The sequence below is a fragment of the Pseudoalteromonas sp. 2CM39R genome (genome assembly GCF_023161845.1).
The window spans coordinates 54,401-80,716 of sequence record NZ_JALNTM010000008.1 but is presented as its reverse complement, the minus strand read 5'-3'; the positions used below and the strand labels follow the sequence as shown (position 1 = coordinate 80,716).

Genomic DNA, 26,316 nt, shown 5'->3' with positions numbered 1-26,316 from the left:
TATGCGCCAATGCGTTATATTCAGTACCGATAAATTCTTTGCGCGGTACCGTGGTGGGGCGCTATTAACAAGTTATAAGGATTCAAAAGTTATAACACAAGTGTTAGACACAAAATCCTCAAATAGTTCGTTATTTTTTAAGGATTTTTAGCCTACCATATAAATACGGTGTTTTTTTGTAAATAGGCCGAAAAAAGCCTATGGTTGAAAACTTACTATTGGCATTCGTACACGGGTTGTTTTAGAATCAGGAAAAACAAACAGGTCAGACCTGTCAGCGGGAGAGCATAAATGTCTGAGCAAAATATACTTAAAACAGCAAAAGGCGATCGTATCGCTATCGTTAGCGGCCTGCGAACGCCATTCGCAAAGCAAGCCACAGCATTCCATCATGTACCAGCCCTTGATATGGGTAAGTTAGTTGTCAACGAAATGCTTGAACGACTTAACTTTGATAAATCTGAAATTGACCAACTTGTATTTGGACAAGTAGTGCAAATGCCAGAAGCGCCAAACATTGCCCGTGAAATCGTATTAGGTACGGGTATGCCTGTGTCTGTTGATGCTTATTCTGTTTCGCGTGCGTGTGCGACAAGTTTCCAAGCCATTGCTAACGTAGCCGAGTCAATTATGGCAGGCTCAGTGCAAGTAGGTATCGCTGGTGGTGCTGACTCATCGTCTGTATTACCTATTGGTGTTAGTAAAAAATTAGCGGGTAGCCTTGTTGATTTAAACAAAGCACGTACGCTTGGTCAGCGATTAAAGATTTTCTCTAAACTACGTTTAAAAGATTTACTTCCTGTACCGCCAGCGGTCGCTGAGTACTCTACTGGTTTATCTATGGGCCAAACAGCAGAGCAAATGGCGAAAACACATAGCATTAGCCGTGAAGATCAAGATGCCTTAGCTCATCGTTCTCACACCCTTGCAAGTAAGGCGTGGGCTGATGGTAAACTTAAAGATGAAGTAATGACTGCCCATGTTGCACCTTATAAGAGCTTTATTGAGCAAGACAATAACATTCGTCATAACTCAACGGTTGAAGGCTACGCGAAATTAAAACCAGTATTTGACCGTCAGCACGGCTCTGTTACCGCAGCTAACGCAACGCCATTAACTGATGGTGCCGCTGCGGTATTAATGATGAGCGAGAGTAAAGCAAAAGCATTGGGTTACGACATTCTAGGTTATGTACGCAGTTTTGCTTTCTCAGCAATTGGTGTACATGAAGATATGCTAATGGGTCCGGCGCACTCAACGCCAATTGCCCTAGATAGAGCAGGTATCACATTAGCTGATTTAGATTTAATCGAAATGCATGAAGCATTTGCAGCGCAAACACTGGCTAATATGAAGATGTTTGCGTCAGATAAATTTGCACAAGAAAAGCTAGGTCGCAGCAAGGCGATCGGCGAAATAAACATGGACAAGTTCAATGTATTAGGTGGCTCACTTGCATACGGTCACCCATTTGCGGCAACAGGTGCGCGCCTGATCACGCAAAGCTTACATGAACTTAATCGTCGCGGTGGCGGCTTAGCGCTTACGACTGCGTGTGCAGCGGGTGGCTTAGGCGCAGCCTTTGTATTGGAGAGTGCGTAATGACAGATTCAGTATTTAGTTTATCAGTGGCTGATGACGGCGTAGCCGTTGTAACCATTGATGTGCCGGGTGAGAAAATGAACACCCTGCGCAGCAGTTTTGCAGAAGATTTAAAAACCTTACTCAAAGACGCACAAGCGCAAGCAGTAAAAGGCATGGTATTTATTAGTGGTAAAAGCGATAACTTTATCGCCGGCGCTGATATTAAAATGCTTGATAGCGCCAATAGCCGTGAAGATGCATTAGCGTTAAGCGAAATGTGTCAGCAAGCTTTTTTCGATATGAAAAAGCTGCCTTTCCCAACAGTAAGTGCTATTCATGGTGCTGCATTGGGTGGCGGTTTAGAGTTTGCTTTAGCTTGTGATTATCGCGTGTGTTCAGACAGCGATATCACTAAGCTTGGTTTGCCAGAAGTACAGTTAGGCTTATTACCTGGTGGCGGCGGTACTCAGCGTTTACCTAAATTAGTTGGCTTGCAAAAAGCACTTGAGTGGATGCTTACAGGTAAGCAAGTGCGTGCTAAGCAAGCGAAGAAAACAGGCTTAGTAAATGACTGTGTACCACACAGTGTATTACTTGACGTTGCTAAAGAGTTTGCTCTGAAAGGTAAGGCGAAGGCTACTAAACCTAAGCTAGACCGTTTAAGTCAATTACTTGAGTCAAACCCATTTGGTCGCAATATTATTTTCAAAAAAGCACAAGAAAACGTGCTGAAGAAAACAGGCGGTCACTACCCGGCACCTTTAGCCATTATTAAAGCCGTTCGTGCAAGTGTTGAACTTGATCAGTTAAAAGCATACAAAACTGAAGCTGAAGGCTTTGCCACGCTGGTAATGAGTGATGAGTCAAAAGCATTACGCGGTATTTTCTTTGCAACCACTGAAATGAAAAAAGAGTGGCGTAATGATGATGCCCCAGCAATCGCTAAAGCGGCTGTATTAGGTGGCGGCCTCATGGGCGCGGGTATTGCCCATGTTAGTGCTGTAAAAGCGGGTGTTCCAGTGCGCATTAAAGATGTGGCTGAAAAGGGCATCAGCAATGCAATGAACTACAGTTACAAGATTTTAGATAAAAAGCAAAAGCGTCGTATTTTATCTAAAGCTGATCTACAACAAACCATGAACCGCATTACCGGTACCACCGATTACAGCGGCTTTAAACACATTGATATCGTGATCGAAGCCGTGTTTGAAGATCTTGCTTTAAAGCAAGGTATGGTGGCTGATGTAGAACGTGAGTGCCAAGACAACACGATTTTTGCAAGTAATACCTCATCATTACCAATTGCACAAATTGCTGCTGATGCAGCACGCCCAGAAAATGTAATTGGTCTGCATTACTTCTCACCTGTTGAGAAAATGCCACTTGTTGAGATCATTCCACATGAAGGTACGTCTGAAGAGACTATCGCGCGAGTTGTTAACTTTGCCCGTAAGCAAGGTAAAACACCAATTGTGGTTAAAGATATGGCTGGTTTCTATGTAAACCGTATCTTAGCGCCTTATGTAAATGAAGCGGCTAATTTACTGCTAGCAGGTGAGCCAATTGAAAAGATTGACCAAGCATTGGTTGAGTTTGGTTTCCCGGTAGGACCTTTAGCGCTTCTTGATGAAGTAGGGATTGATATCGGTTCTAAAATTGCGCCAATCCTTGAAAAAGAATTGGGCGAGCGCTTTAAAGCACCTGACGCCTTTAATCGCTTAATCGATTCTAAGCGTTTAGGTCGTAAGACTGGCCGTGGTTTTTATCTTTACGAAAAGAAAGATAAAAAAGTGGATGAGTCAGTTTACGAGCTACTTGGTGTTACGCCATCACCTCGTTTAAACAAGAGCGAAATTGCTAAACGTTGTGTTGCGCAAATGTTAAACGAAGCGGTGCGCTGTTTAGATGATGGTATTATTGCAAGCCCACGTGACGGTGATATTGGTGCTATTTTTGGTATCGGTTTCCCACCATTCTTAGGCGGTCCATTTAGCTATATGGATAAACTGGGTGCAGCACAAGTGAGCTCAGAAATGGCGACTTTTGCTAACTACAACCCAATTTTCACACCTTGCGATACGTTAAAAGCAATGGCTGAAAAAGGGGGTCGTTTTTACCAAGCAGAAAGCGAAGAGCCGGCAGTAGTTGAAGCTAAGCCTGTCGATCCGGTTGAAGTAACCAAAGAAGTGGTTGAAGACGAGCAAGCGTCAGAAGATGCCGATACAGAAACGACTAAAAGCTAATTCTGTAAATTAGTTAATTTTAAAAGCCCTGCTCATTGAGCGGGGCTTTTTTCTTTTTAAAAAATGTAAGAAGCTTTATGGCATCACTGTGATTTTATATTTAACATTGGACAATTAAGTGCAATGGCTTAAGTTAAACAAGGAAATGAGAGTGACTACTACATGGAAACCCAAAGGTTTCATCGCAATAATTCTTGGTGTGTTATTACAACCATTTGTATTTTTGTACGTTAATAAAGCCAGATTGTTCATTACATACTTTGTGTTGATGGTTATATGTTATTTGTTTGATATTAGGATACAAGCAAATGCAGGAGAGTCAGATTGGTATCAAGGCATCTACTTCACAAGTTTATTTATTCTTATTTGTCCTATTCATGCTTTTTGGGTAACTCAACATTATAACGCCTCTCAAAAGAGGGCTTGGTTCGCGCGTTGGTGGGTTACTTTGTTACTTTTTACTACTATTTATACTTGCCTTACTTTAGTTAGGATTTTCTTTTTTGAATTTTTCACTATACCTGCTTCATCAATGGCACCCACGCTAGAAAAAGGCAGTCAAGTTATTGTCAGCAAGCTAGGTTATGGTAATTATCAATATTTAGGTCAACAAGTTTTAAAGTCTGAGATGACAGCTGAAGTAAGCAGAGGAGATATTGTTGTATTTCAATATCCGCAAAACCCTCAATCTATTTGGATGAAGCGAGTCATCGGTTTAGCTGGCGATAGAGTTGTATATCGAAATAAAACACTCTACATCAAAAAGGCGTGTAAGCAGCCTACAGACAACTGCCCCGATTATAGTCTTATTGAACAATCGCTAGTTTCACAAGATGGAAATGGGCTAAAAATTCTACATGAAGTGAATGAGGATAGTAGCTATCAGATTTTAGTGAATGACAATCATATGGATCTAATAAGTCATTATTTCAGTCAAGTCGGTAGCAGACATGGTGAGTGGGAAATACCCCAAGGCCATTATTTTGTTATGGGGGATTCAAGAGATAATAGCTTAGATAGTCGCTATTGGGGGTTTTTACCTGAAGACAACCTAATAGGGAAAGTCATTATTAGTTGGTAACAAGTTAATATACAAGCCCTGCTCATTGAGCGGGGCTTTTTTCTTCTATATTGGCCATAAGTGGTATTTAACTCACGAAATCAGTTTGTTATAACTAGGTTTATTTACAAAGCGATTAATCACCATGACTCTCACCACTGCGCGATTAACATTACGGCTGTTAAATGCCGATGATTGGCCATTGTTTTATACTTTGCATAATGATGCTGAAGTGATAGCTAAATGCTTCGATAAGCCCTCAGAGTCGCAGCTGCGAGCTAAGTTTAATGAACGCTTAAAGCCTTGGCAGCCAAATTCGAATTCACCACTTTGTTTAGTTATTGTTGAAACCAGTACAGGTAAAGAGGTGGGGGTAACTGGGTTTACCTCATCAACAGTGCCAGATAGTCAAGAAGTCGGTTATTTGTTGCTGCCTAATTTTTATGGTCGTGGCTATGCCACTGAGTCTTTGCAAGCAGTGCTTGATTACGCCAAATCAGAACATGCTATACGTGAATTTAAAGCGGTTGTCACCGAGGGTAATATCGGATCAGAAAAAGTACTTGAGAAATGTGGTTTTCAGTTAGTCGATAAGCAGCTAGATGCGTATGCTATTGGCGGTGTTTTGTATACCGATCATCATTTTCATTTAAGTTGCACTGATCACAGAGCGTGATCAGTGCGCAATTTTACAGATGAAGCTCAATCGCTTTTCTGTCTTTTTCTGGCATATTCGCAACCACTAAATCAAACGAATTATCAATCATTCGTTCAATCTCTCCTTGTGGTACGGTGCCGTCTAAAATAACCGTATTCCATAAACGTTTGTTCATGTGATAACCCGGGATCACCGACGGGAAAATATCACGCAGTGCTTGGGCTTCATCTGGATCGCATTTCAGATTTAGCCACCATACAAGGTTTCCATCATCGTCTGTTTGGCCTTCTTTGCCCTCGGCAAGGGTGGCAAACATTTTATGATTCACCTTGTAAACGTCGACATCTTGGCCAAATGGTTGGGTGATCATCACCAATGGCTTTTTCATTAAATACTCGTGTACTGTGTGTTGATTCATGATCCAATCCTTGAAGTCATTTTTCGTAGTTATAAAGATAGCAGCTTTTTCGTAGTTTTGAGACAACTATTGTCATAATTTGCTGAAAAATCGAATAAATAACGGCTGCGAGTCAAAACTGTAAATTTTTATTGAACAAAAGCCATTACGTGGTAAATTTCTGTCATCAAAAAACGATAGGAATACACCCATGCCTAAGGCAAGTGAAGTTAAAAAAGGCGCCGCTATCGAGCATAACGGCCGTGTTTTAGTAGTTAAAGATATTCAACGTTCTGTACCACAAGGTCGTGCTGGTGGCAGTTTATACCGTATGCGTTTATACGATGTGGTAACAGGCGGTAAAGTTGATGAAACATTTAAAGACAGCGACATGCTAAAGCTTGCTGATCTCATTCGTCGTGAAGCTATGTTCTCTTACATTGACGGTGAAGAGTATGTTTTCATGGATAACGAAGACTACACGCCATATAACCTAAATAAAGAAGCAATCAGCGAAGAGATTTTATTCGTTAATGAAGAAACTCAAGGTCTTCACGTTATTGTGATTGATGGCTCGCCAGTTGGCTTAGATTTACCATCGAGTGTTGAGCTTGTAGTTGAAGAAACTGACCCTTCAATCAAGGGCGCTTCAGCAAGTGCACGTTCAAAGCCTGCACGTTTAACAACGGGTTTAACGATTCAAGTTCCTGAGCATATTTCAACAGGCGACCGTATTCGTATTAACACTGTTGAGCATAAATTTATGGGTCGCGCAGAAAAGTAATTTTGTAACCCCTTTGAAAACCGGCTTATAGCCGGTTTTTTTGTTTTGTTTGTAGCGCGCTTATAACAAAATTCATTGAAAAAGGAACGAAAAACGCGCATTATTATTGGCTTACGAAAACAATAATAAATACCAGTAGTAGATTAATGTTGAACCACGGATTGGAAAACAGAGAATACATCAAACTCCCCGAAGGCGTTGATATCGCCATCACTCCAGGTGGCGTTGTTGCCCGAAGCTATGCCTACATCATCGATTTTATTATCCGTAGTTTGGTTTTACTTGCTGTAGGCACTGTATTTGCCTTTTTTGGCGATGCTGGGCAAGGACTTATATTAATTGCTTACTTTTTAATTTCATGGGGCTATAACATCCTGTTTGAAATGGAAAGTGGCCAAACGCCGGGTAAAAAACGCCTTAAAATCCGTGTTGTGCAAGACAATGGTTTACCGGCAAGCTTTTCGCAAATTGTAGTGCGCAACTTACTACGCCCAGCCGATATGCTACCTATAGGCTATTTCTTAGGCCTTGTGGTTATGTTGTTTAACAACCGTTTTAAACGCATTGGTGATTGGGCTGCAGGCACCATGGTCATTTACGACGATGAGTTAGCTACGCGCCCTGAATTATCTCAAGGTGAAGTGCATATTCCTACCATTAGCTTAACCACCGAAGAGCAATTAGCTGTGCTTGCTTTTGCTGAGCGTCATGATGAATTATCGGATGCAAGGCGCCGTGAGTTGGCAGCTATTTTAGCTGCACCGTTTTCTGCTGAAGAGCATGAAATTGAGGCGCAGCTTGTTAGTTACGCACGCCACTTTGCAGGTCAAGTTCAACACGATAACGATTACCCGCAGCAGGAGGGTAAGCAATGAAGCAAACTCAATTTGTAAAATCAAATAGCGTCAGTTGGGATGAGTTTGAAGCGCTTTGTGAACAAAATAGTGCAGAGTCTTTACCTGTTAATTTCCCTAACTTGTATCGCAAAGTCTGTAATGATTTAGCCATTGCCCAAAGTCGTCAATACAGCCCGGTGTTGATTGAGCAAATAAATAGGCTGGTACAGTTAGGACAAAAGCGCCTTTATTTATCTCGAAGCAATCAATTTTCTGAAATATGGCATGTGGCCCGCACGGCATTTCCGCGTGCACTGTATGAAAATCGTTTAATGCTTGGTATTAACTTATTGGCATTTTGGGGATTGGCCTTAATTGCTTTTATTTGGGTGACAATAGACCCTGATGCTGCGTATACATTTTTAGGGCAAGGCACAGTACTTAATATCGAACAAATGTATAACCCTAGTGGTAGCGTTCAATCGGCGGAGCGCGGCGCATCGCAAGATCTGATGATGTTCGGGGTCTATATCTACAATAACATTGGTATCGCATTTCAGATGTTTGCAGGTGGTGTACTGTTCTGTGTTGGCGCTGCTTTTTTCCTATTGTTCAATAGTTTTTATTTTGGTGCTGTTGCAGCTCACATTGTGAATGTTGGATTTGAAGGGCCATTCTTCTCGTTTGTAATAACCCATGGTTCGTTTGAGTTAACCGCTATCATTATTGCCTCAGCGGCCGGGTGTCAAATAGGTTACGGCTTGTTAAACCCTGGTCAGTATACCCGTGCATATGCGATGAAACAGGCTGCACAAAAAGCGCTTCCACTGATTGTTGGCGCATTTTTGATGTTAGTCATTGCCGCTTTTATCGAAGCATTTTGGTCACCCCGTGATATTGCTAACGAAGTTAAATATTTAGTTGGCAGCGGTTGTTGGGCTTATGTCATTTTTCGCTTATACAGAGGAATGCGCTATGGAGCTTAATCGTCTTAGCTTCAATCCTCGCAAGCGCAGTGCTTACGAAACCTTTGATTTAACAGTGTTGCTAGTTAAGCAGCATGCTGTGGCATTGGTCTCTTTGTATTTGATGATGGCAGTACCCGTATTTTTGATTGTCGGCTTTTTATTAAGTTGGGGCATAGGTGGCTTTGTTGTTTGGTGGCTTAAACCTGTATTTGAGCGACCTTTACTCGATTACATGTCAAAAGCGGTTTTCAATCAGCCAGTCAACATAATGAGTAGCTTAAAGTCACTCAAGCAGTTAAAAATCGCTGATATGTTAGCGCATTTAACGGTTTTTAGGCTCAGCCCAAATAGAGCATTTTTAGCCCCCGTAGAGCAACTTGAACGACTATCAGGTGAGCGCAAAACTAAGCGTAAGCAGGTGTTGTTTGCTTCAACTAAGCCTAAGCAGACATTGTGGATGCTGTTCTGTGTACATTTTGAGTTTATCTTATTGATGGGAATATCGGCACTGACAATTGCACTTGTGCCTCATTCATTCTCAGCACAAGAAGCCATGTACCAAATATTCGAAGCGCCAATCTGGGTTGAGATAGCGTTTAACTTTATTTATATCATCAGTATCTCGTTAGTCGCACCGTTATTTGTAACAGGTGGTTTCCTCGCTTATTTACACCGCCGTGTTGAACTAGAGGGCTGGGATATCGAGCTGGCATTTAAAAATATTCGCACCCGTCTTGCAGGCGTCGTCAGTGCTGTAGCACTACTTATGCTGACAACGTTTACGCTGCAACCATCAACAAGCTATGCCGAGCAAATCGATAAGCAAGCGGTAAAAGAGCAAGTTACTGCTCTTTATAATGAGCCTAATGTCATTGAAACTGAGACCACATGGGTGCCAAATATCGAAGCAAAAGCGAGTTCATCAGATAGTGACTGGTCATGGCTTATCGATGTGTTTACTGCCATTGGCGAAATGTTTGGCGTGTTAGTTTGGGTATTGGTCGGTTTATTAGTTATTTGGCTAGTTTATTACCTGATGCAAAAGCGTGGCTTTTTTGCCAACTTAAGCTTGCCTGAGCGCAGTAAAGTAAATGAGGAGCCAGTTATACCAACCTTATTTGCAGAAATTAAAAGTAAGGATTTACCAGCAGATTTAATTGCCGCTGCAAAGCGGTGTTTTGAGCAAGGTGAGCACCGCTTGGCGCTGGCGTATTTGCTTCATCATGCGCTGAGTTGGGCGCAGCAACAACATGAAGTTCGTTTGCACCGCTCGATGACTGAGCGCGAATGTAAACGTGCAATCGATGCTAGGGTGCCAAATCAAGGGCAAGCAATTTTTGACCGCTTATTTTCTGCGTGGGTTACGGTTGCTTGGGGCCATAAAACCCCTGATATCGACTTTATCGAGCTGACAGAGCAAATTACGGCAATGACAACAGAGACTAAGGAGCAAGCCCATGAAGCTTAAGGTTGTGCTCATAGCGGTGCTAGTGGTTTTTAGCTTATTTGTTATTGCTGGTATTGCTTCTTTAGATTGGCAGAAAAAAGAAATAGAAATTGGCTTTCATAGTGATGTGGCCAAAGATAACTTTACGATGGCTAAGCGGCTACTTAAAGCCAATGGTATCGATTGGAATAAAAACAAACGCTTGGCAGAGCAAGCACAAAGTGATGAGTTAAACATAGACCCACAAAGTATCTTAATTTTGGATGAGGCGGTGCTTGCTGACTCTTACCAGTTAGATGTACAGCTTGCTGATTGGGTCGCTGATGGCGGACGTTTAATTTATGTATTAAACAGGCAACGTGATGAGCTGGCGATTGATAGCACAGTATTTTTTAGTCAGCTTGGCATCAATGTAGAAAGCCAAGAAGATGTTTTTGAATATGATTTTGCGATGCTCAAAGAAGGGAATAAAAATAGTACTTTATCAATTGATGAAAACACTCAGCTTGACCTTGAGCTAAGCCGTGCCTTTTTTATTGAAAACTGCCCCGGTGTGAGTACCAATAATGAAAACGGCGATACCTTGATGTGTGACTTTGCATTTGGTCAAGGTCGGGTCATTGTGATGCCATCGCTGTTACCTTTTACCAATTACCGACTTCGCCATCTGGATCATGGCAGTTTATTACTTTGGTTAAGTAAAGGGGCTGAAAAAGTAACGTATGTACCTTATCTGACTTACCCAAACTGGTTTGCTAAATTATGGCACTGGAGCTGGCAATTTGTGGTGACGCTGCTGTTATTAATTGTGCTTGCAGTGTGGCATATCAGTAGTCGTATCGGCCGCTCTTATGCTCCTGACTTCGATATAAAAACCAGCTTTAATCAGCATATTCGAGCAGTAGCAAACTTTTATTCAGAGCATGGTCACGAAGCCGTGTTATTTACTGCACTCAAGAAAGATTTTTACGCCAAAGTAGAGTCGCGAGTGCCTAACTTTAAGATGCTTAGTGCTGAAAAGCAGGCGCAGATCATCGCTAATTTAACTCATTTTGAAAAACAACAGGTGGCTGAGTTGCTTGCTAGTAAGTTGCCTGAGTCCAAAGAACAACGAACAGAATATATAAAACGATTTAAACAATTAAGGAATGCCTTATGAGCACGGAATTAGACACTAACCGCATGAGCTTAGTTGAGGCAGCTGATGCAGTAAAACAAGTAAAGCATAACATTTCGCGAGTGTTAGTTGGTCAAGATGCCATTGTTGAAGATGTGCTTACAGTGCTCTTTGCGGGTGGTCATGTGTTACTTGAAGGGGTTCCAGGGCTTGGTAAAACGCTACTGGTTAGAGCCTTAGCAAAAAGCTTAAATGTAGACTTTTCGCGAGTGCAGTTTACACCGGATTTAATGCCTTCAGATGTTGTTGGCCATAGTTTGTATGATATGAAATCAGGTGAATTTAATATCAAAAAAGGCCCAGCATTTACTAATATTTTGCTGGCTGATGAAATCAACCGTGCACCAGCTAAAACGCAATCAGCCCTCCTTGAAGTGATGCAAGAGCAACAAATCACCATTGATGGCGAGTCATTATCTATTGATTCACCGTTTATGGTATTAGCGACTCAAAACCCATTAGATCAAGAAGGGACGTACCCACTGCCTGAGGCTGAATTAGACCGCTTTATGATGAAAGTTGAACTTGGTTTTCCTTCTCATGAATCGGAAGTTGAGCTGTTGAAGCTAAATACACAAATTGTCTCTAATGAAACCAAAGTAGAGCAGCTACCGGCAGTATTGGATGCTAAGCGTATTGCGGAAATTAAACAGCTTTGTGCAGATATCTTAGTAGACGAACAAATACTGAATTATGCCGTCGATATCGTGCGTAGTTCACGAACTTGGCAAGGCGTATTGCACGGCGCAGGGTTACGTGCCTCAATTAATATCATTAAAGCGGCAAAAGTAATGGCATTAATGAATGGCCGTGACTTTGTAACTCCTGATGATGTGAAGTCAGTGTCTGTGAATATTTTAAGACACCGATTAATTTTATCGGCTGATTTGGAGCTGGAAGGGGTGTCATTTGATGAAGTGATCAATGCCATTTTAGCCAGTGTTGAAGCGCCACGCTCATGAATCGCATTAAGCATAGACCTGCAAAACGCTTAGTACAATTAACAGCTTTGTTGCTGTTATTGTTGCTTGTCTGTGCCATTGCATCAGTTGACAGCTTAGTACTAACGGCCTTGCTCTTAGTGCCTTTATTGGTCGCATTTATAGATTATATGGCAGCGAAGTCAGAGCCTTTACTTGAAGTAAGTGCACAAACGAATCTCAACATGGCTTTGTATCGCCGCCAAGAATTACAGGTAGTGATTAAAAATAAAGCGAAGCATGCGAATATATTAGATGTCAGTATTCATTTAAGTAATGCAATTGAGCTGCAAAAGCCACAGCAAACAGTGTTTATAGATGCAATGCAACAAGCAAAGCAGAGCTTTAGCTTACGCGCTCACAAACGAGGTGATGCGCAGATCAGTGCCATTGAACTTAGGGTAGGGTCGCCATTTGGCCTTTGGCAAACAAACTGGTTAGCTGAGCAAGCAATTCAATTAAAAGTGTATCCCGACTTTAGCCGTGTTACCTCAAAGCAGCATTTAAATGGCGTAGTGAATAAGCCTATTTCAGGCTTAAAGCTCACTAAAAAGCGCGGTGATGGTATCGAATTTCAGCAACTACGCGAATATCGCCAAGGTGATAGTGTTAGGCAGATAGACTGGCAGGCGACCAGTAAGCGTCGAAAACTCATTTCTCGTGAGTATCAAGAAGAGCAAAATCAACATGTCATAGTGATGCTAGACGCTTCTAAAAAAATGGCCATAGAAGCCAATGAAGGCAGCCACTTTGATCATGCTTTAAATGCATTGCTACTACTGTCGCACACAGTTTTAAAGCAAGGTGATTGGTTTAGCATGCAAAGCTTTAATCAAAACCTGCGCTGGTTACCCGATGTAAAAGGCGCGCAGAATGTATCACGGGTAATGAATCACTTTTATGATCTATACCCAGATAAGAGCAGCAGTGACTATTTAGTGGCTGTAAACCAGTTAATCGCCAAGCGCAGTAAGCGCTCTTTAGTGTTATTAGTCACCACCCTTGATGAGCAAAGCATTGATGAGTTAATGCCTGCAATTAAGCTATTACAAAAACACCACTTAGTGGCACTTATTAATATTAATAACCGTGCTGTAAATGAGGTGCTCGATGAGCCTATTGAAAAGTACGAAGATGCAACCAGCTATTGTGCAGCATTAGCGTTATTAAATTCACATAAAGCCAATATGGCTAAGCTGAAAAAACAAGGTGTAATAGCCATAGATTGTAACCCTGAGCAGCTACTACCGCATGTGCTTAACACCTATTTAAATGTGAAGCACTCCGGGGCATTGTAATACCCCCTGATAGCAACCCGCAATAAAAAAGGCATTGAATTCAATGCCTTTTTTATTAGGTAAATAACGAAACGATTATTTTTGATTATCAATAGCTTCGTTAATTTTGTATTGGAAATAAATAGCATAAAAGAAAAATGTCAGTATACCACTTAAATGTACAGGCTCATTGCTACCTTCATTGATTAACTCTTTTAATGAAGTACGTAACGAGAAAATGAATACCAGACCAACAATAAGAGTAATCATTGAAATAATAGTAGAAAATACTTCAGGTATTGATGTAAACGCTACCGCAAAGTTGATTACGTAAAGGGCAATGTAACCATAAACTAGGTTTTGGTTAACTTGATGTTTAGCAAGCGCGTTTGCTTTGTTTGTGCGGCTTACTAGCCAGTAAATTGAGTAAATACCTAATGTGATAAGACTCAAAAAGAACACACCCCAAGCAGAGAAGCGGTCAAAGTTTAAAATAGGTTTATTACCACCATTATTTTGCTGAGTAAGCTCAGCTTCTGGCGCTTCATAGATGTTAGCTGATTCTTCAGACATAACGATTCCTCATAATTATTTTTGTATATTCCTTTGTGCTGATAGCACGTTCCGATAATAGCAAAAAAGATTGGTTTTTGTACATCATTTCAACAGCCTAGCAAGTAAGGCTAAGTAGCATAAAGGTCAGTATAACTAAGCCTTATAGAGGGTATAGCATGAGTGAAGTTTTAAAGCCTGCTGAAATTATGTACACTGCCGCTGATTTTAATGAGGTGCTGTGTGCTATTTGTATTTTTGAGCTGTGTATTTATTTTGGTGATGTATTTAGAGTCTCTGTCTAAAGGGATGCCAGTAAAGCGTTGGATGCTGTTAGGTGGAGTGCTTGGGCCTGTCGCTTGGTGTTTGTTTAACGTGCATTACCGCCGCGCATTTGTGCGCCATGTTGGCCACCAATCGTGTGGCTGGCGACCTTAAACTTTTGCTGTTTTTAACAGGCTCGGTGCAGATTTATCGAGTTGTTTTTGTAGGAAGGCGGTAAACTCTGGCTGAGACAGTGGCTTAGAGTAATAGTAGCCTTGAACCGTCTGACATTTTAACTGCTCTAACATCACAACCTGTTCGGCTTGTTCAACCCCTTCTGCAACCACATGCAAATCAAGGTTATGGGCAATGGTCACAATTGAGTCAACCATATTACGGCCACGCTCTGATTGCATGTCGTCAATAAAGGCTTTATCAACTTTCAAGGTATTAAGCGGGAACTGTTTAAGATAGGCTAAAGATGAGTAACCCGTGCCAAAGTCATCCATCGCAAGGTGAATACCCCGAGCACTGAGTGAACGCATTACTGCAATTGCTTCGTTAGGATCGTCCATAACCGTACCTTCGGTGATCTCAAGTTCAAGGAAGTAAGAGGGCAGTTCATTCTTTTGCAAAATCACATCAATACGAGTGGTTAAATCAGGTAAGCTAAACTGCTTAGCCGATAAGTTCACAGCAACACGACCGTTGAATAAGCCTTGATCTATCCATGCTTTTACATCGCGGCATGCTTTGTTTAAAACAACTTCACCAATTTCGATAATTTGCCCAGTTTCTTCAGCGATAGGAATAAACACTCCTGGGCTGATCACACCTTTTTTCGGGGTAATAAAGCGCACAAGAGCTTCCATACCATCGAGTTTACCTGTACGAATATTCATCTTCGGTTGGTAATACACTTCAAAGTGATCTTCTTTTAAGCCGTAACGCATTAAGTTTTCGATTTGTAAGCGTTTAACCGCTTCACGGTTCATAGTGTCGTTGAAAAACAGATAGCTATTGCCTTTTTTCTTGGCGTGATACATGGCAGTATCCGCATTTTTAAGTAATAGCTCAGGGGTATTGCCATCTTCAGGGAACAGCACGATACCGACACTTGAGGTGATCACCAGTTCATGACCTGCCATATTAAAAGGGGTGGCAATTGCAGCTAAAAAGAGTTTTGCCATGCGAGTGATGGTATGTATATCGTTGGTACCCGACATTACCAGTGCAAACTCATCGCCGCCTAGGCGATAAAACACATCTTTTTCACGGGTTAACTTATTCAGGCGCATCGCAAGCTTAGATAGCAAGCTATCACCAAGTTGGTGACCCAGAGAGTCATTAATCTTTTTAAAGTTATCTAGGTCAAACACTAATAAAGCGTGATGGTTATCTTGCTTAGCGAGCTTTTTTAGATTGGTGAAAAATAAGTTTCGGTTAGGTAAGCCTGTTGTGCGGTCGCGATTCGATAAATTATGTAATTGCGATTCGGCTTTTTTACGCTCAGTTTGATCTGAAAACACAACGACATAGTTACATATTTGGTTGTGCTCATTTTTGATTTCATCAATTGAAATTTCAATTGGTAGCAGCTGCCTTTTCGCATTGCGAAGTTTAACCTCTTGCTGCCAATGCTCCGTGGCTTTTACAGTGGCTTTAATTTCATCCACATAGCTTTGGTCATAGCCATTTAAGGTAAAATCTTTCTTTAAATATTGCTCTCGGGTACCACCAAATAGCGTTAAGAAGCTTGGATTTAAGTCAACCAGCTTAAAGTTTTTATCGAAAATGGCGATGGCGTCAGTTAGCGACTCAACGCATTTAGCGAATAGGTTTAAACGGGCTTCTGTTGATTTAAGCTGAGAAATATCTCTTACAGTGCCTGTCATACGCAAAGGGCTTAGGTTTGCGTCTTTTTCGATGATCTTGCCGCGATCCAGCACCCAATGCCAACGACCGAGGCTATCTTTAATCCGGTAACTTGCTTCAAAAAAGGCGGTGTGTTCGGCAAAGTGTTTTTTTAGGGCTGTTTCGACGTGTTGTAAGTCGTGAGGGTGAATTAATTCGCGGTTAGGGGGAAAGCCAGTATTATTATCCGTATCTGAGGTGTATTTATCATTTATTCGTAGCACTTCTCCGGTTTTTATATTCCAATCCCAGAGAGTGTCGCCACTGCCTTCCACGGTACTTTTTAAGCGATGTTCTGAAATACGTAGCTGCTTTCGAGAGCGCTTTAATTTGAAAATTATAAATAATAGGTACGGCAACAACAGCATCATAATAGCACTTGGAATAAGCAGCAATGTGCTCTGTTCAAGCTCTATGGGGCTGGCAGATGCTGAAAAAATCCCAGCCATACTTATTGTTAAAAAAGCAGAAATCATTTTTATTATTTTTATCATTAATGCATTACCGTAATTCGCACCAATTAATCTAATCTAAGCTCGCGTTCGAGTCAAAGAGAATGCGAAGAAAGTGTTGCTTTTGGCTGTTTTTTGGCCTTTGGATCACTTAAAAGTTCTATTCTTGGTCTGTTATCACTAAACGTTTCGGTTATATATTGCTGCATCTGCTCAAGAGTTAACTTATCAAGCGCCTCTAAAAGCTGCTGCTGCATATTAAATTCAGTATCGCGATTGCCAATAGCTAACCATAGGCGCTGCGAGCGAAGGCGTAAATTTTTGTCTTTTTCAGCAATGTGCGTAACAAGACCGGCTTTGGTATCGAGCCATTGCTGCTCAGAAATGTTGTTTACTTGTGCCACATAATTATTAATAAATTGCTGGTGACGCTGAAGTATCTCATCAGCACTATGCATAGGTGACTGCACGTAAAAAGCAATACCTGCACGGGTATTGAAAGGCGCATAGCCTGCACCAACTAAATAGCCGAGCTGTTGCTTGGTTCTTAACTCATTAAAATAATCTTGGTTTATTAAATGATTAAGTACCATCATTTGCACCTTTTCGGTGGTGTCATCCGTTTGTGCTTGATAGTAAAGCACCATCGCATGATCGCTGCAATTTAACGTGAAGCGCTGTTGATCTACTTCGGTTATATCGTTTAGCGGTCGCGTTAAATCAATAATTGTTGTGCTGTCAGCTAGGTGCTCAGTCACTTGCTTTTGGAACTTAAGCGCATCAGAGCGTTGCCAGTTACCATGTAAAAAAGACTCAACGTGCAAGGCTTTAAAAAACTCATTTCTAAAGCAATTAAATTGGTGGAAACTCGTATCTTTTAAAGCTTGTGCTAAGGCATTAGGCTCTGGGTTCCAAGGCATGATTTGCGCACCCAAAATACTAAATAGCTCACTAACAGGTTTGTTTTGATTGCTGTTTCGCCAGTGTCTAACGAGCTGCTTTTTATATTCAGCAAAGCGTTTTGCGCAGATCTCAACATTAAAGAGTGCTTCAAGTAACTCATTAACCAGCTCTAACTGACTCGATGAAAGACCCGCAGTATGTAGGGTTAAGCCACCTTGGTGCGAGGTTAAGTGATAACTAAGACCAGCCAATTCTGCTGGATAAAATTGCTCAGCAACACTGTCCATAAACAGGTCTGCAAATAAGCGCGTAAGGGCCATGTGTTTAACATCTTTAATCGCAAAGGTTGAATCCATTGCTAAGTAAAAATGCCCTTTAGCTACTCTGAAAGTCGCGTCTTGCTTAAACCAAAAATCAAAGCCGTCTCGTGTGACTAAAAGCTCAGGTGATTTATTTGGCTCGTCTAATGGTAATAGTTCAACATCTTTTGTGAGGTATGGGTTAGCACTTGGTAAGCACATCTGTGGTAATGGCGTGTTTATTTCACTAAGCGCTTCTAACCAACTTGCTGAGATGTCTTCTACTTTATATGGGGTGTTGTACCACGCTGTAGTGTGCTCAGGCTCAACACCTGGATGAATGAGTACCAAGCGCATGTTATCAGGTGTTAGCCATTGCATGGCAATTTCATGAGCGCAGCGGTTAAAGCCTTCCATTAAATAATCGCCTTGCACATAGTTGGCTTCATCGTAATGCTGCATATTAATGCTTAAGTTACTCACCCAATCAATTAAGCGCGCTTTTTCTTGGTTATCAAAGGCAATTTGCAAGAGGTTCTTTTTGTCTTGATAAAGACGCGGTAATTTATCGCAGTTTTGGTTAATTAAGCAGATATATTCAAACACCATTTCGACGATATCTTCATAGTATTCAATACCTTCATCAGTCAACGCCATGCTTACGTTAAAATCTTTGAAGTTACTGCCATTAATGCCGCCACCTGCTGAGAGGGCATTGATCCAGCCTTGCTCTTTTAAAATAGAGTACAGCGATCCTTTGCCTTCGTAGCCAAGTAAGTGAGCGATAAAACTAACGGTTTTGTGACGGTAAAAGTCATCAATATTTGGCATCGCAAAGCTAATAATGAGCTTTTGCATATGTTTATGTGGCTCAATATGCAGCACCTTACCCAAGTCTTGTTTACGATAAAGTGGCTGCTCTATGATCTCTTTACTTTTTGGCTGACCTTTAATTTCGCTAAATAACTGTTTTACCCAGGTGGTCATGGTCGCAATATCTTCATTGCTACATATCACCAGTGTCATCCACTGAGCCTGATAGTGGCTATCGAAAAAAGCACGTAGCTCATCACTGATACAGCCCTCACGATCCGCGAGGGTTTGCTGGTTACCGACCGAAAACTTTGCAAAAGGGTGCGCTGGGTTAACCGTTTCTTTATGAGCCTGATAAATACGGCGGCCGTCATCTTTTATTTTTAGTTTAAATTCTGCGTCTATAGCATTACGTTCTTTAGTTGTCTCTTTAGGATTTAAGAGTGGGGCAATAAAAAAACGACTGAATTGTGCCAGTGCCTCAGCAAACTGTTGGTTATTAATATCAAAGAAGTAGCAAGTGTGCTCAGTGCCAGTCCAGGCATTCGTGTTGCCACCAGATTGCGATACAAAATTAGAAAATCCGCCCGATTCTGGGTACAGGTCAGTGCCTAAAAAAAGCATATGCTCTAAAAAGTGCGCGAGACCTTGCCTATCAAGGGGGTCATCGAAATGGCCTGCGTTAATAGCCATTGAAGCCGCTGATTTTGTTGACTCTAAGTCTTGCACTAAAAGTACTTTTAGACCATTGTCCAGTGTTAGGGGTTGATATGTTCTGTTATCATTGCGGCTGATATTCAAAAGATGCTCCTGAAAGAGTGCGTTAATGTCCTAACAACAGATGATATTTTCAGGAAAGCTAAAAAAGACAGAGCTACGAAAATCTACCTGAATATCATAAGCGGATGTTTAATGTATCTAGTGATGATATTCTAATATAGCGAACAATCAAGCAAACTGGCTACTGTTTTATATTCTTTAATCGGTTGATTTTTTATGAAAACAATCTTAATCATGCGCCATGGCGAAGCTACGCCAATGCAAGCAGATGATGCAGCAAGACAACTGACCGAGACCGGTCACCAAGAAGCCAGTCGAATGGGGCAGTGGTTAGCGACACACCATAAACCTGATGCTCTGTTGGTAAGTCCTTACATTCGCGCACAACAAACTGCTTTGGATGCGACGCAACATATTTCGTTACAATTTAACGAAACCTGCAGTGATATTACCCCCGATGGTGTACCGCAAATTGCTGCTGATTACCTCGAAACCTTGATTGCTATGCATCCAGACTGCAATACTTGGTTGGTCGTTGCCCATATGCCAATTGTTAGCTACTTAGTTGATCAGTTGAGCCCTGGTCACATGCCAATCTTCAATACAGGTGCGGTTGCTGTTATCGAATATGATGAACACAAACAGCGCAGTCACTACCTCAGTATTCACTCGCCAAATAACGTCGAAATCTAACAGTGGATTTGCTAAATTAGCGCCACTGTTAATTTTTTAAGTTCTTACTATGACAATCGAACGTTTACAAACCGGTGCACGTATGAGCCGTATCGTTAAGCATAACGGCACAGTATACCTATGCGGCCAAGTTTGTGCTGATGCCGAAAAAGATATCACCGAACAAACTCAAACCATGCTTGATAAGGTCGAAGCGCTACTTATTGAAGCAGGTAGTAGCAAAGAGCACATGCTAAGTGCCACAATTTACCTGAAGAGCATGGAATACTTTGCACAGATGAACGCTGTTTGGGATGCATGGGTGCCACAGGGTCATGCACCAGCTCGCGCTTGTGTTGAGGCAAAAATGGCGCGCGATGCATTATTAGTTGAGATTTCTGTCGTTGCAGCCGTTAAGTAACGAGCAGCGTATCGCGCAGATGATTGCTCGCTTTAATGAGCAATCAGGGCGCGAAGTGATTGAACTGCCACATTGGCATTTTTGCGACAATGAGCAAGATGCCAATGACTGCGCATTGCTGGTTTTAAATGGCGTAAAACAAGCAACAACCCCTTCACTTTATTGGTTTAAAGCCAATAATGAAGCCCTTCCTGAAGTTGGTGACTTAGCCATTTTTACCAATTGGCAGGGACAGCCACTCGGTATAATTGAAACCGTCTCTGTAACTATTACCCCATATAATCAAATAAGCGCCGATTACGCCGCATTAGAAGGCGAGGGCGACAAAAGCCTTGAGTACTGGCAGCGTGTGCATTGGGATTATTATCAGCGAGAGCTCGCAGATACAGGCTATCAATGTCACCCTGAGATGCCGTTGGTGTGTGAGCAGTTTAGGTTAGTTTACAAGGAGTCAGAATGAGCACGAATCCTGTGGTTCTTATTACCGGAGGCGGCCGCGGTATAGGTGCAGCAACAGCAAAACTATTTGCTAAACATGGCTATGATGTGTGTATTAATTATAAGTCTGATCACGCAAGTGCAGAGCAGGTCGCTGATGAGATAAAAGCGCTTGGCGTGAATGCGTATTTGTTACAAGCTGATATTGCCGATGAGAAGCAAGTGCTCGCTATGTTCGCTAAATTAGATGCTCAGGTTTCGCGGTTAGATGTATTAGTTAATAACGCAGCGATGATGATGCCGCAAATGCCGTTATTAGAGATGGATGCTAAGCGTATCAACGCTATTTTAAGTTGTAATGTTACTGGCGCCTTTATGTGCGCGCGAGAAGCAATAAAGCGTATGGGCAAAGGTAGTATTGTGAATGTTTCATCGGGTGCGTCGCGAACAGGCTCGCCAAATGAATATTTAGATTATGCCGCATCCAAAGGAGCACTTGATACCTTCACGATTGGCCTTGCTAAAGAAGTGGCGAGTAAAGGTATTCGAGTTAATGGGGTAAGGCCAGGCCTTATTTATACCGATATGCACCGCGATGGCGGTGAAGCAAACCGAGTTCATAGGTTAAAATCTAAGTTGCCGCTAGGGCGCGGTGGTGAAGCTGATGAGGTTGCCTCAGCAATTTACTTTTTGGCAAGTGAGCAAGCCTCATTCACAACGGGCAGTTTTATCGATGTATCCGGTGGCTTATAAAACTAAAGTAAAATACTTAACCAGATGCTAAAGCTCGCTACACTCAATACAGTTGAAAGCACGACGCTACTTGCCAGTGTCGCTTGGTGTTGCTTAATTTGATTGGCGATTAGATAAGCGTTGACCCCTAAAGGAGAGGCGCTTAAAAGTACTAACACGTTCAGTAATGATTGCTCTAGGTTGAATACGCTGCCTGCAAAAAAGTAGACCCCGCACGGTAATACAACTAGCTTGATGATGGTTGCAATGAGTGAGGCTTGTAAGTTGTCGGCCACTTTATAAAACGCAAGGTTCGCCCCTAATACAAATAACGCACAGGCAATGGCAGGTTTGGCAAGTAGACTCAGGCCATTTGCTAAATTATCAAAAAGTGTAAAGCCAAGTAGGTTAACAGCCAAGCCGCTACTGATGCTTAACACGACTGGATTCAGCAGCATGTTTTTAGCAAATGATCGCCAAGAGAATGTTTGCTGCGACTTAGCGCTGAGCAAAAAGGTGAGGGTAAACAAGAGTGCACTATGAAAAGTGATGATCATAAACACAATGCCGACCATCTGTTGCCCAAGTGCAGCAATAATAATAGGTAAACCTACCAGTACTGTATTTGAGTAACTACTGCCAAGGGCAAATACAGCATGACGTGACGGCGCAGATTGCTTGCTAATGAGATAGCGGTCAAGAACATAGCCGAGGGCGTAAATGGCCAATACTGGAATGTAAAAGCTCAAAAAGCCTGCAATAGACACACTATTTTGTAAATCGGCTTGGGCCATATTTAAAAATAGAAAAGCAGGCACACTGATATAAAAAGTAAACTTACTTAAACCTGCTATATGCTCTTTCGATAAAAACTTGCTTCGCGAGCTGATGTAACCACTTAAAACGATAAAAATCAGTGGAAAGATAATCGAAAAAATATGCACTTTAGGCCTTATGATAAAAAGACGTTAGCGTCTGAACTCATCACTTTGTGGAAGATTAATTAAAATAAGTACCGCACCTTTACCTCCAAATTCAAGAGGTGCTTGGTGCATAGCAATCACATCAGGGTGTTGAACTAAATATTGCGGTACCTTGTGTTTAAGTATGCGCTCACCAATACCATGTACAACACAAGCGCAATAGTAATGCTGCTTTTTACACTCATGAATTAAACCCGCCAACTCATCTTTGGCTAATTCTTTATTTAGGCCATGTAAATCAAGGGTTAAATCAGGTGGGTAATCTCCACGGCGAAGTTGCTTTGCTAAAAAGCTATCGTGACCTGGTTTGACATAACTTACGGTGCCATGAGTGTCGATGTCTGGTACATATTCATCAGAAAAGAAAAATTCTGCCTGATGTTGCTTTTTTTGCTGGGAAAATTGCTTCGCTTGTGACACTTTAGGCTTATTGGTGAATCGAATAGTGTCTTGTTTAAATGCTTTGGCACCACTAATACTCTGACGAAATAAGTCAATATCGTCAGTGCTAATGTGGTTGTTGGCGTGGGGATCTTTTTTCATGGCGGCAGTCTAAACAAAAAAACGCTAAAAATCGAGTAAAAACCAACTGAAAAGACGGTACAATACGCGTCAGAACAGACTTTGAAAGTTAAGGAACATACATGAACCATTTCCAGATAGAAGACGCAATTTTAGACGAGGCAATTGCAGAACTTTCAACGTTGCATGATTGGTTACGTTGGACAACCAGTCAATTTGCCAGCAGTGGTATTTTCTTTGGGCACGGCACAGATAATGCGTGGGATGAAGCAGTTAGCTTACTATTACCAGCATTAAGCTTGCCAATAGATGCGCCAAAAGAGTTAATGCATGCGCGTTTAACCAGCACCGAGAAAAACCGTTTAGCTGAACTAATTGCAGAGCGTATTAATGATTGTACGCCAGTACCTTACCTGACCAACACAGCGTGGTTTGCAGGTATGCCGTTTTATGTTGATGAGCGCGTGTTAATTCCACGTTCGCCATTTGCAGAGTTAATTAATAATCGCTTTGCACCTTGGTTAGAAGAGCCAAGCTCAGTAACGCGCATTCTTGATTTATGTACCGGCTCTGCATGTATCGCTATTGCACTTGCACAAGCATTTGAAGATGCACAGGTTGATGCGGTTGATATTTCATATGAAGCGCTCGAAGTTGCTGATATTAATATTAGCGATTACATGCTCAATGACCGTGTACTGCCAATTCAGTCAGACGTGTTTAGTGGTGTTCCGGGTCAAAAATATGACCTGATCGTAGCTAACCCACCGTATGTTGATGCTGAAGATATGGCTGATTTACCTCGTGAATTCCATCACGAGCCAGAGCTTGGTTTAGCATCGGGTCATGATGGTCTTGATGTTACTCGTACCATCTTAGCTGAAGCTGCCGAGCATCTAACTGATAACGGTTTGTTATTTGTCGAAGTTGGTAACTCTATGGTACATATGGAAGAGCTGTACCCAGGCGCACCATTTGAGTGGGTTGAATTTGAACAAGGTGGTCTTGGCGTGTTTGTGATCAGCAAACAGCAACTTGTTAAATATTTCGCAGATTAACAGCAGATTTTAAAAGCCGAGCCTGAGGGCTCGGTCTCAGTAGTCATTAGGAATGAGGAAAATTAATGGCAGGTAATAGCATCGGGCAACTATTTAAAGTGTCCACCTTTGGTGAGAGCCACGGCGTTGCATTAGGCGGCGTTGTTGATGGCACACCAGCAGGTCTTGAAATTAGCGAGGCCGATTTACAAATTGATTTAGACCGTCGCAAGCCGGGGCAAAGTCGTTATACAACACAGCGCCGCGAAAGTGACGAAGTAAAAATTCTTTCTGGTGTATTCGAAGGTAAAACCACAGGTACTAGTATTGGTTTACTGATTGAAAATACCGATCAACGTTCAAAAGATTACGGCAAAATTGCCGATGTATTTCGCCCAGGTCATGGTGATTATACCTATTGGCATAAATACGGTATTCGTGATTACCGAGGTGGTGGTCGCTCTTCTGCCCGTGAAACTGCGATTCGTGTAGCGGCGGGTGCAATTGCAAAAAAATACCTTAAACAATTTCATGGTATTGAAGTGCGGGCATGTTTGAGCCAGCTTGGACCAATTAAAGCACAAGACTACAACTGGGATGAAGTGGAAAACAATGCATTTTTCTTCCCTGATCCGAGTAAATTAGAAGCGCTTGATGAATACATGCGCGACCTAAAAAAACAAGGTGATTCGGTAGGCGCTAAAGTTAAAGTGGTTGCTAAAAATGTGCCTGTAGGCTTAGGTGAGCCAGTATTTGATCGCCTTGATGCAGAGCTTGCACACTCATTAATGAGCATTAACGCAGTAAAAGGCGTTGAGATCGGTGATGGCTTTGATGTGGTTGAGCAAAAAGGCTCTGAGCACCGTGATGAGTTAACTCCTGATGGTTTTACATCAAATCACGCGGGCGGTGTACTTGCGGGTATCTCTACAGGGCAAGATATCATTGCCTCTATCGCACTTAAGCCAACCTCAAGCATTACCATACCGGGCAACAGCATTAATACCAGCAACGAAGCGGTAGAGATGATCACCAAAGGACGTCATGATCCCTGTGTAGGTATTCGCGCAATTCCTATTGCTGAGGCGATGATGGCGATTACTTTAATGGATCACTTACTGCGCCAACGTGGTCAAAACCCACATGTAAGCCACGAACATGGACCAATCAAAAGTTCGATTTAAGCGCGACTTTAAATAAAGTAAACGCAGTTAATGAGCGTGATGATTATCATCGCGCTTTTTTTACGTCTTAATCAAATCAACAAGCTGCTTAAGTTGCTCATGACAGAGTGGGTTGTGGGCATGATTACCGTATAGCAGCACGATATCAATGACAGGCAGTACTGGAAGTGAGCTATCGCTGATCTCTTCCACACTCGATTGCATGCATATTCGTGCCATACTGCCAATTGCCAGTCCTTGTTTAATCAAGCCATGTAACGCTCCCGCTGAGCCACAACAGGCAATAATATTAAAACGACGCTCGGCTTTTAATAGACCCTCAATGCTGGCTTGATGAAATTTACAGTCTCGTTGAAACAAGGCGATAGGAAGCGGGGTTGACTCGTTAATCTTAAAAGCGGGGCTTTTCACCCATACGCCTTGGCTTGATTGCAATAAGTAGCCTTCTTCGCTGTCTGGCGAGCGAGTAGCAATTACTAAATCGAGCAAACCTTGGTCTAGCTTGGCTCTAAGCTCAGTACTTGGGGCGCAGCTTATTTGTAAATCCAGTGCATTAAACTGTTGGTGTAAAGCATCAACCAGCTCTGGTAGTAAAGAGTGGGCATAGTCGTCAGGACAACCAATGCGCACACGTAAATTGCCAGTGCCTGCTTTTAATTGCTTAAAGGCTTCATCATGAAGCGCTATTAATTGCTTTGCAAAGCTTGCTAGCTGGTGGCCTTGATGGGTTAGCACCAGTTGACGACCTTGCTTTTCAAATAGCGGACTTGCAATGTCTTGTTCAAGCTTTTTCATTTGCATACTTACCGCAGATTGGGTTCTGCAAATTTGTGCTGCAGCGCGGGTGAAACTGCCTGTATCAACAAAGGCACAAAAAGTCCTGAGGGCATCAATATCCATAATGTATCAGCTTTTCTTATAGGTAGCATAAAAACAATT

The 26,316-nt window shown here is 42.0% G+C and carries 25 protein-coding genes; 18 read left to right on the top strand and 7 right to left on the bottom strand.

From position 1 onward, the window contains the following. Window positions 1–291 precede the first annotated feature (291 nt). From fadI to MTF66_RS18385, 4 genes are all read left to right on the top strand, one after another. Window positions 292–1,602 (top strand): acetyl-CoA C-acyltransferase FadI, encoded by a 1,311-nt coding sequence (gene fadI / locus MTF66_RS18400; protein WP_248527802.1) that lies wholly within the window; start codon window positions 292–294, stop codon window positions 1,600–1,602. Continuing rightward, complete coding sequence (gene fadJ / locus MTF66_RS18395; RefSeq protein WP_248527800.1) at window positions 1,602–3,827, top strand: fatty acid oxidation complex subunit alpha FadJ; 2,226 nt, start codon at window positions 1,602–1,604, stop codon at window positions 3,825–3,827. The genes fadI and fadJ overlap by 1 nt, the downstream gene beginning before the upstream one ends. 151 nt (window positions 3,828–3,978) lie before the next feature. Continuing rightward, window positions 3,979–4,908: a signal peptidase I gene (lepB, locus tag MTF66_RS18390; RefSeq protein ID WP_248527797.1), complete on the top strand. Its 930-nt coding sequence runs from the start codon at window positions 3,979–3,981 to the stop codon at window positions 4,906–4,908. Between the two features lie 124 nt (window positions 4,909–5,032). Further along, complete coding sequence (locus MTF66_RS18385) at window positions 5,033–5,563, top strand: GNAT family N-acetyltransferase (protein ID WP_248527794.1); 531 nt, start codon at window positions 5,033–5,035, stop codon at window positions 5,561–5,563. 13 nt (window positions 5,564–5,576) lie between these two features. Here MTF66_RS18385 and MTF66_RS18380 read toward each other — a convergent pair whose 3' ends face one another. Further along, window positions 5,577–5,963, bottom strand: a complete 387-nt coding sequence (locus MTF66_RS18380; RefSeq protein ID WP_058586350.1) for an MmcQ/YjbR family DNA-binding protein — start codon at window positions 5,961–5,963, stop codon at window positions 5,577–5,579. Between the two features lie 190 nt (window positions 5,964–6,153). On the opposite strand from MTF66_RS18380, the gene yeiP reads away from it, so the two are divergent. From yeiP to MTF66_RS18345, 7 genes are all read left to right on the top strand, one after another. Then, complete coding sequence (gene yeiP / locus MTF66_RS18375; RefSeq protein WP_055020721.1) at window positions 6,154–6,726, top strand: elongation factor P-like protein YeiP; 573 nt, start codon at window positions 6,154–6,156, stop codon at window positions 6,724–6,726. Between the two features lie 146 nt (window positions 6,727–6,872). Further along, entirely contained in the window at window positions 6,873–7,601 is a 729-nt protein-coding gene (locus MTF66_RS18370) for an RDD family protein (RefSeq protein WP_248527791.1), read from the top strand. Next, window positions 7,598–8,548 carry a stage II sporulation protein M gene (locus MTF66_RS18365; protein WP_130166670.1) on the top strand — a complete coding sequence of 317 codons (951 nt, stop codon included), beginning with the start codon at window positions 7,598–7,600 and terminating at the stop codon, window positions 8,546–8,548. Before MTF66_RS18370 ends, MTF66_RS18365 begins: the two co-directional genes overlap by 4 nt. Then, window positions 8,538–9,998, top strand: coding sequence for a hypothetical protein (locus MTF66_RS18360; RefSeq protein WP_248527788.1), 1,461 nt, complete (start codon window positions 8,538–8,540; stop codon window positions 9,996–9,998). The genes MTF66_RS18365 and MTF66_RS18360 overlap by 11 nt, the downstream gene beginning before the upstream one ends. Next, a complete protein-coding gene (locus MTF66_RS18355; RefSeq protein ID WP_248527785.1) occupies window positions 9,988–11,136 on the top strand; it encodes a DUF4350 domain-containing protein in 1,149 nt (382 codons plus the stop codon). Before MTF66_RS18360 ends, MTF66_RS18355 begins: the two co-directional genes overlap by 11 nt. Further along, window positions 11,133–12,116 (top strand): MoxR family ATPase, encoded by a 984-nt coding sequence (locus MTF66_RS18350; protein WP_054553208.1) that lies wholly within the window; start codon window positions 11,133–11,135, stop codon window positions 12,114–12,116. Before MTF66_RS18355 ends, MTF66_RS18350 begins: the two co-directional genes overlap by 4 nt. Then, window positions 12,113–13,432 (top strand): DUF58 domain-containing protein, encoded by a 1,320-nt coding sequence (locus tag MTF66_RS18345; RefSeq protein WP_248527782.1) that lies wholly within the window; start codon window positions 12,113–12,115, stop codon window positions 13,430–13,432. The genes MTF66_RS18350 and MTF66_RS18345 overlap by 4 nt, the downstream gene beginning before the upstream one ends. A gap of 75 nt (window positions 13,433–13,507) precedes the next feature. Here the strand turns inward: MTF66_RS18345 and MTF66_RS18340 are convergent, their stop codons facing one another. Beyond that, a complete protein-coding gene (locus MTF66_RS18340; RefSeq protein WP_058586343.1) occupies window positions 13,508–13,984 on the bottom strand; it encodes a DUF4234 domain-containing protein in 477 nt (158 codons plus the stop codon). A 222-nt stretch (window positions 13,985–14,206) separates the two neighbouring features. On the opposite strand from MTF66_RS18340, the gene MTF66_RS18335 reads away from it, so the two are divergent. After that, the gene (locus tag MTF66_RS18335) at window positions 14,207–14,401 is read left to right on the top strand and encodes a hypothetical protein (protein ID WP_248527780.1); all 195 of its coding nucleotides are present in this window, start codon (window positions 14,207–14,209) and stop codon (window positions 14,399–14,401) included. On the opposite strand, the gene MTF66_RS18330 is transcribed toward MTF66_RS18335, so the two are convergent. Together MTF66_RS18330 and MTF66_RS18325 are read right to left on the bottom strand one after the other, a co-directional pair. Further along, window positions 14,398–16,512, bottom strand: coding sequence for an EAL domain-containing protein (locus MTF66_RS18330; RefSeq protein WP_374237568.1), 2,115 nt, complete (start codon window positions 16,510–16,512; stop codon window positions 14,398–14,400). The genes MTF66_RS18335 and MTF66_RS18330 overlap by 4 nt on opposite strands. A 176-nt stretch (window positions 16,513–16,688) precedes the next feature. Beyond that, window positions 16,689–19,409, bottom strand: coding sequence for an insulinase family protein (locus tag MTF66_RS18325; RefSeq protein WP_248527777.1), 2,721 nt, complete (start codon window positions 19,407–19,409; stop codon window positions 16,689–16,691). Between the two features lie 195 nt (window positions 19,410–19,604). On the opposite strand from MTF66_RS18325, the gene sixA reads away from it, so the two are divergent. From sixA to MTF66_RS18305, 4 genes are read left to right on the top strand one after another with little or no spacing between them, the layout of a single operon-like run. Then, entirely contained in the window at window positions 19,605–20,081 is a 477-nt protein-coding gene (gene sixA / locus MTF66_RS18320) for a phosphohistidine phosphatase SixA (protein ID WP_058586339.1), read from the top strand. Window positions 20,082–20,130: 49 nt separating this feature from the next. Beyond that, the gene (locus MTF66_RS18315) at window positions 20,131–20,481 is read left to right on the top strand and encodes a RidA family protein (protein WP_054562122.1); all 351 of its coding nucleotides are present in this window, start codon (window positions 20,131–20,133) and stop codon (window positions 20,479–20,481) included. Then, window positions 20,465–20,941, top strand: coding sequence for an ASCH domain-containing protein (locus MTF66_RS18310; RefSeq protein ID WP_248527776.1), 477 nt, complete (start codon window positions 20,465–20,467; stop codon window positions 20,939–20,941). Before MTF66_RS18315 ends, MTF66_RS18310 begins: the two co-directional genes overlap by 17 nt. Next, entirely contained in the window at window positions 20,938–21,672 is a 735-nt protein-coding gene (locus tag MTF66_RS18305) for an SDR family oxidoreductase (protein WP_248527774.1), read from the top strand. Before MTF66_RS18310 ends, MTF66_RS18305 begins: the two co-directional genes overlap by 4 nt. Before the next feature lie 2 nt (window positions 21,673–21,674). Here the strand turns inward: MTF66_RS18305 and MTF66_RS18300 are convergent, their stop codons facing one another. Continuing rightward, window positions 21,675–22,595, bottom strand: a complete 921-nt coding sequence (locus MTF66_RS18300; protein ID WP_248527772.1) for an AEC family transporter — start codon at window positions 22,593–22,595, stop codon at window positions 21,675–21,677. A gap of 24 nt (window positions 22,596–22,619) precedes the next feature. Beyond that, window positions 22,620–23,177, bottom strand: coding sequence for an endonuclease SmrB (gene smrB / locus MTF66_RS18295; RefSeq protein ID WP_054562116.1), 558 nt, complete (start codon window positions 23,175–23,177; stop codon window positions 22,620–22,622). Between the two features lie 101 nt (window positions 23,178–23,278). On the opposite strand from smrB, the gene prmB reads away from it, so the two are divergent. Then, window positions 23,279–24,214: a 50S ribosomal protein L3 N(5)-glutamine methyltransferase gene (gene prmB / locus MTF66_RS18290; RefSeq protein ID WP_175079220.1), complete on the top strand. Its 936-nt coding sequence runs from the start codon at window positions 23,279–23,281 to the stop codon at window positions 24,212–24,214. Between the two features lie 65 nt (window positions 24,215–24,279). Then, the gene (gene aroC, locus MTF66_RS18285; RefSeq protein WP_248527770.1) at window positions 24,280–25,377 is read left to right on the top strand and encodes a chorismate synthase; all 1,098 of its coding nucleotides are present in this window, start codon (window positions 24,280–24,282) and stop codon (window positions 25,375–25,377) included. 60 nt (window positions 25,378–25,437) lie between these two features. On the opposite strand, the gene MTF66_RS18280 is transcribed toward aroC, so the two are convergent. Continuing rightward, window positions 25,438–26,277 carry a LysR family transcriptional regulator gene (locus MTF66_RS18280; RefSeq protein WP_248527767.1) on the bottom strand — a complete coding sequence of 280 codons (840 nt, stop codon included), beginning with the start codon at window positions 26,275–26,277 and terminating at the stop codon, window positions 25,438–25,440. Window positions 26,278–26,316: the final 39 nt, after the last annotated feature.

What these genes read in the sequence shown, in the direction of transcription:
- fadI (WP_248527802.1), top strand. Translation starts at nt 292, where the DNA reads ATGTCTGAGCAAAATATACTTAAAACAGCAAAAGGCGATCGTATCGCT.
- fadJ (WP_248527800.1), top strand. Translation starts at nt 1,602, where the DNA reads ATGACAGATTCAGTATTTAGTTTATCAGTGGCTGATGACGGCGTAGCC.
- MTF66_RS18385 (WP_248527794.1), top strand. Translation starts at nt 5,033, where the DNA reads ATGACTCTCACCACTGCGCGATTAACATTACGGCTGTTAAATGCCGAT.
- MTF66_RS18380 (WP_058586350.1), bottom strand. Translation starts at nt 5,963, where the DNA reads ATGAATCAACACACAGTACACGAGTATTTAATGAAAAAGCCATTGGTG.
- yeiP (WP_055020721.1), top strand. Translation starts at nt 6,154, where the DNA reads ATGCCTAAGGCAAGTGAAGTTAAAAAAGGCGCCGCTATCGAGCATAAC.
- MTF66_RS18370 (WP_248527791.1), top strand. Translation starts at nt 6,873, where the DNA reads ATGTTGAACCACGGATTGGAAAACAGAGAATACATCAAACTCCCCGAA.
- MTF66_RS18365 (WP_130166670.1), top strand. Translation starts at nt 7,598, where the DNA reads ATGAAGCAAACTCAATTTGTAAAATCAAATAGCGTCAGTTGGGATGAG.
- MTF66_RS18360 (WP_248527788.1), top strand. Translation starts at nt 8,538, where the DNA reads ATGGAGCTTAATCGTCTTAGCTTCAATCCTCGCAAGCGCAGTGCTTAC.
- MTF66_RS18355 (WP_248527785.1), top strand. Translation starts at nt 9,988, where the DNA reads ATGAAGCTTAAGGTTGTGCTCATAGCGGTGCTAGTGGTTTTTAGCTTA.
- MTF66_RS18350 (WP_054553208.1), top strand. Translation starts at nt 11,133, where the DNA reads ATGAGCACGGAATTAGACACTAACCGCATGAGCTTAGTTGAGGCAGCT.
- MTF66_RS18345 (WP_248527782.1), top strand. Translation starts at nt 12,113, where the DNA reads ATGAATCGCATTAAGCATAGACCTGCAAAACGCTTAGTACAATTAACA.
- MTF66_RS18340 (WP_058586343.1), bottom strand. Translation starts at nt 13,984, where the DNA reads ATGTCTGAAGAATCAGCTAACATCTATGAAGCGCCAGAAGCTGAGCTT.
- MTF66_RS18330 (WP_374237568.1), bottom strand. Translation starts at nt 16,512, where the DNA reads ATGATGCTGTTGTTGCCGTACCTATTATTTATAATTTTCAAATTAAAG.
- sixA (WP_058586339.1), top strand. Translation starts at nt 19,605, where the DNA reads ATGAAAACAATCTTAATCATGCGCCATGGCGAAGCTACGCCAATGCAA.
- MTF66_RS18315 (WP_054562122.1), top strand. Translation starts at nt 20,131, where the DNA reads ATGACAATCGAACGTTTACAAACCGGTGCACGTATGAGCCGTATCGTT.
- MTF66_RS18305 (WP_248527774.1), top strand. Translation starts at nt 20,938, where the DNA reads ATGAGCACGAATCCTGTGGTTCTTATTACCGGAGGCGGCCGCGGTATA.
- smrB (WP_054562116.1), bottom strand. Translation starts at nt 23,177, where the DNA reads ATGAAAAAAGATCCCCACGCCAACAACCACATTAGCACTGACGATATT.
- prmB (WP_175079220.1), top strand. Translation starts at nt 23,279, where the DNA reads ATGAACCATTTCCAGATAGAAGACGCAATTTTAGACGAGGCAATTGCA.
- aroC (WP_248527770.1), top strand. Translation starts at nt 24,280, where the DNA reads ATGGCAGGTAATAGCATCGGGCAACTATTTAAAGTGTCCACCTTTGGT.
- MTF66_RS18280 (WP_248527767.1), bottom strand. Translation starts at nt 26,277, where the DNA reads ATGGATATTGATGCCCTCAGGACTTTTTGTGCCTTTGTTGATACAGGC.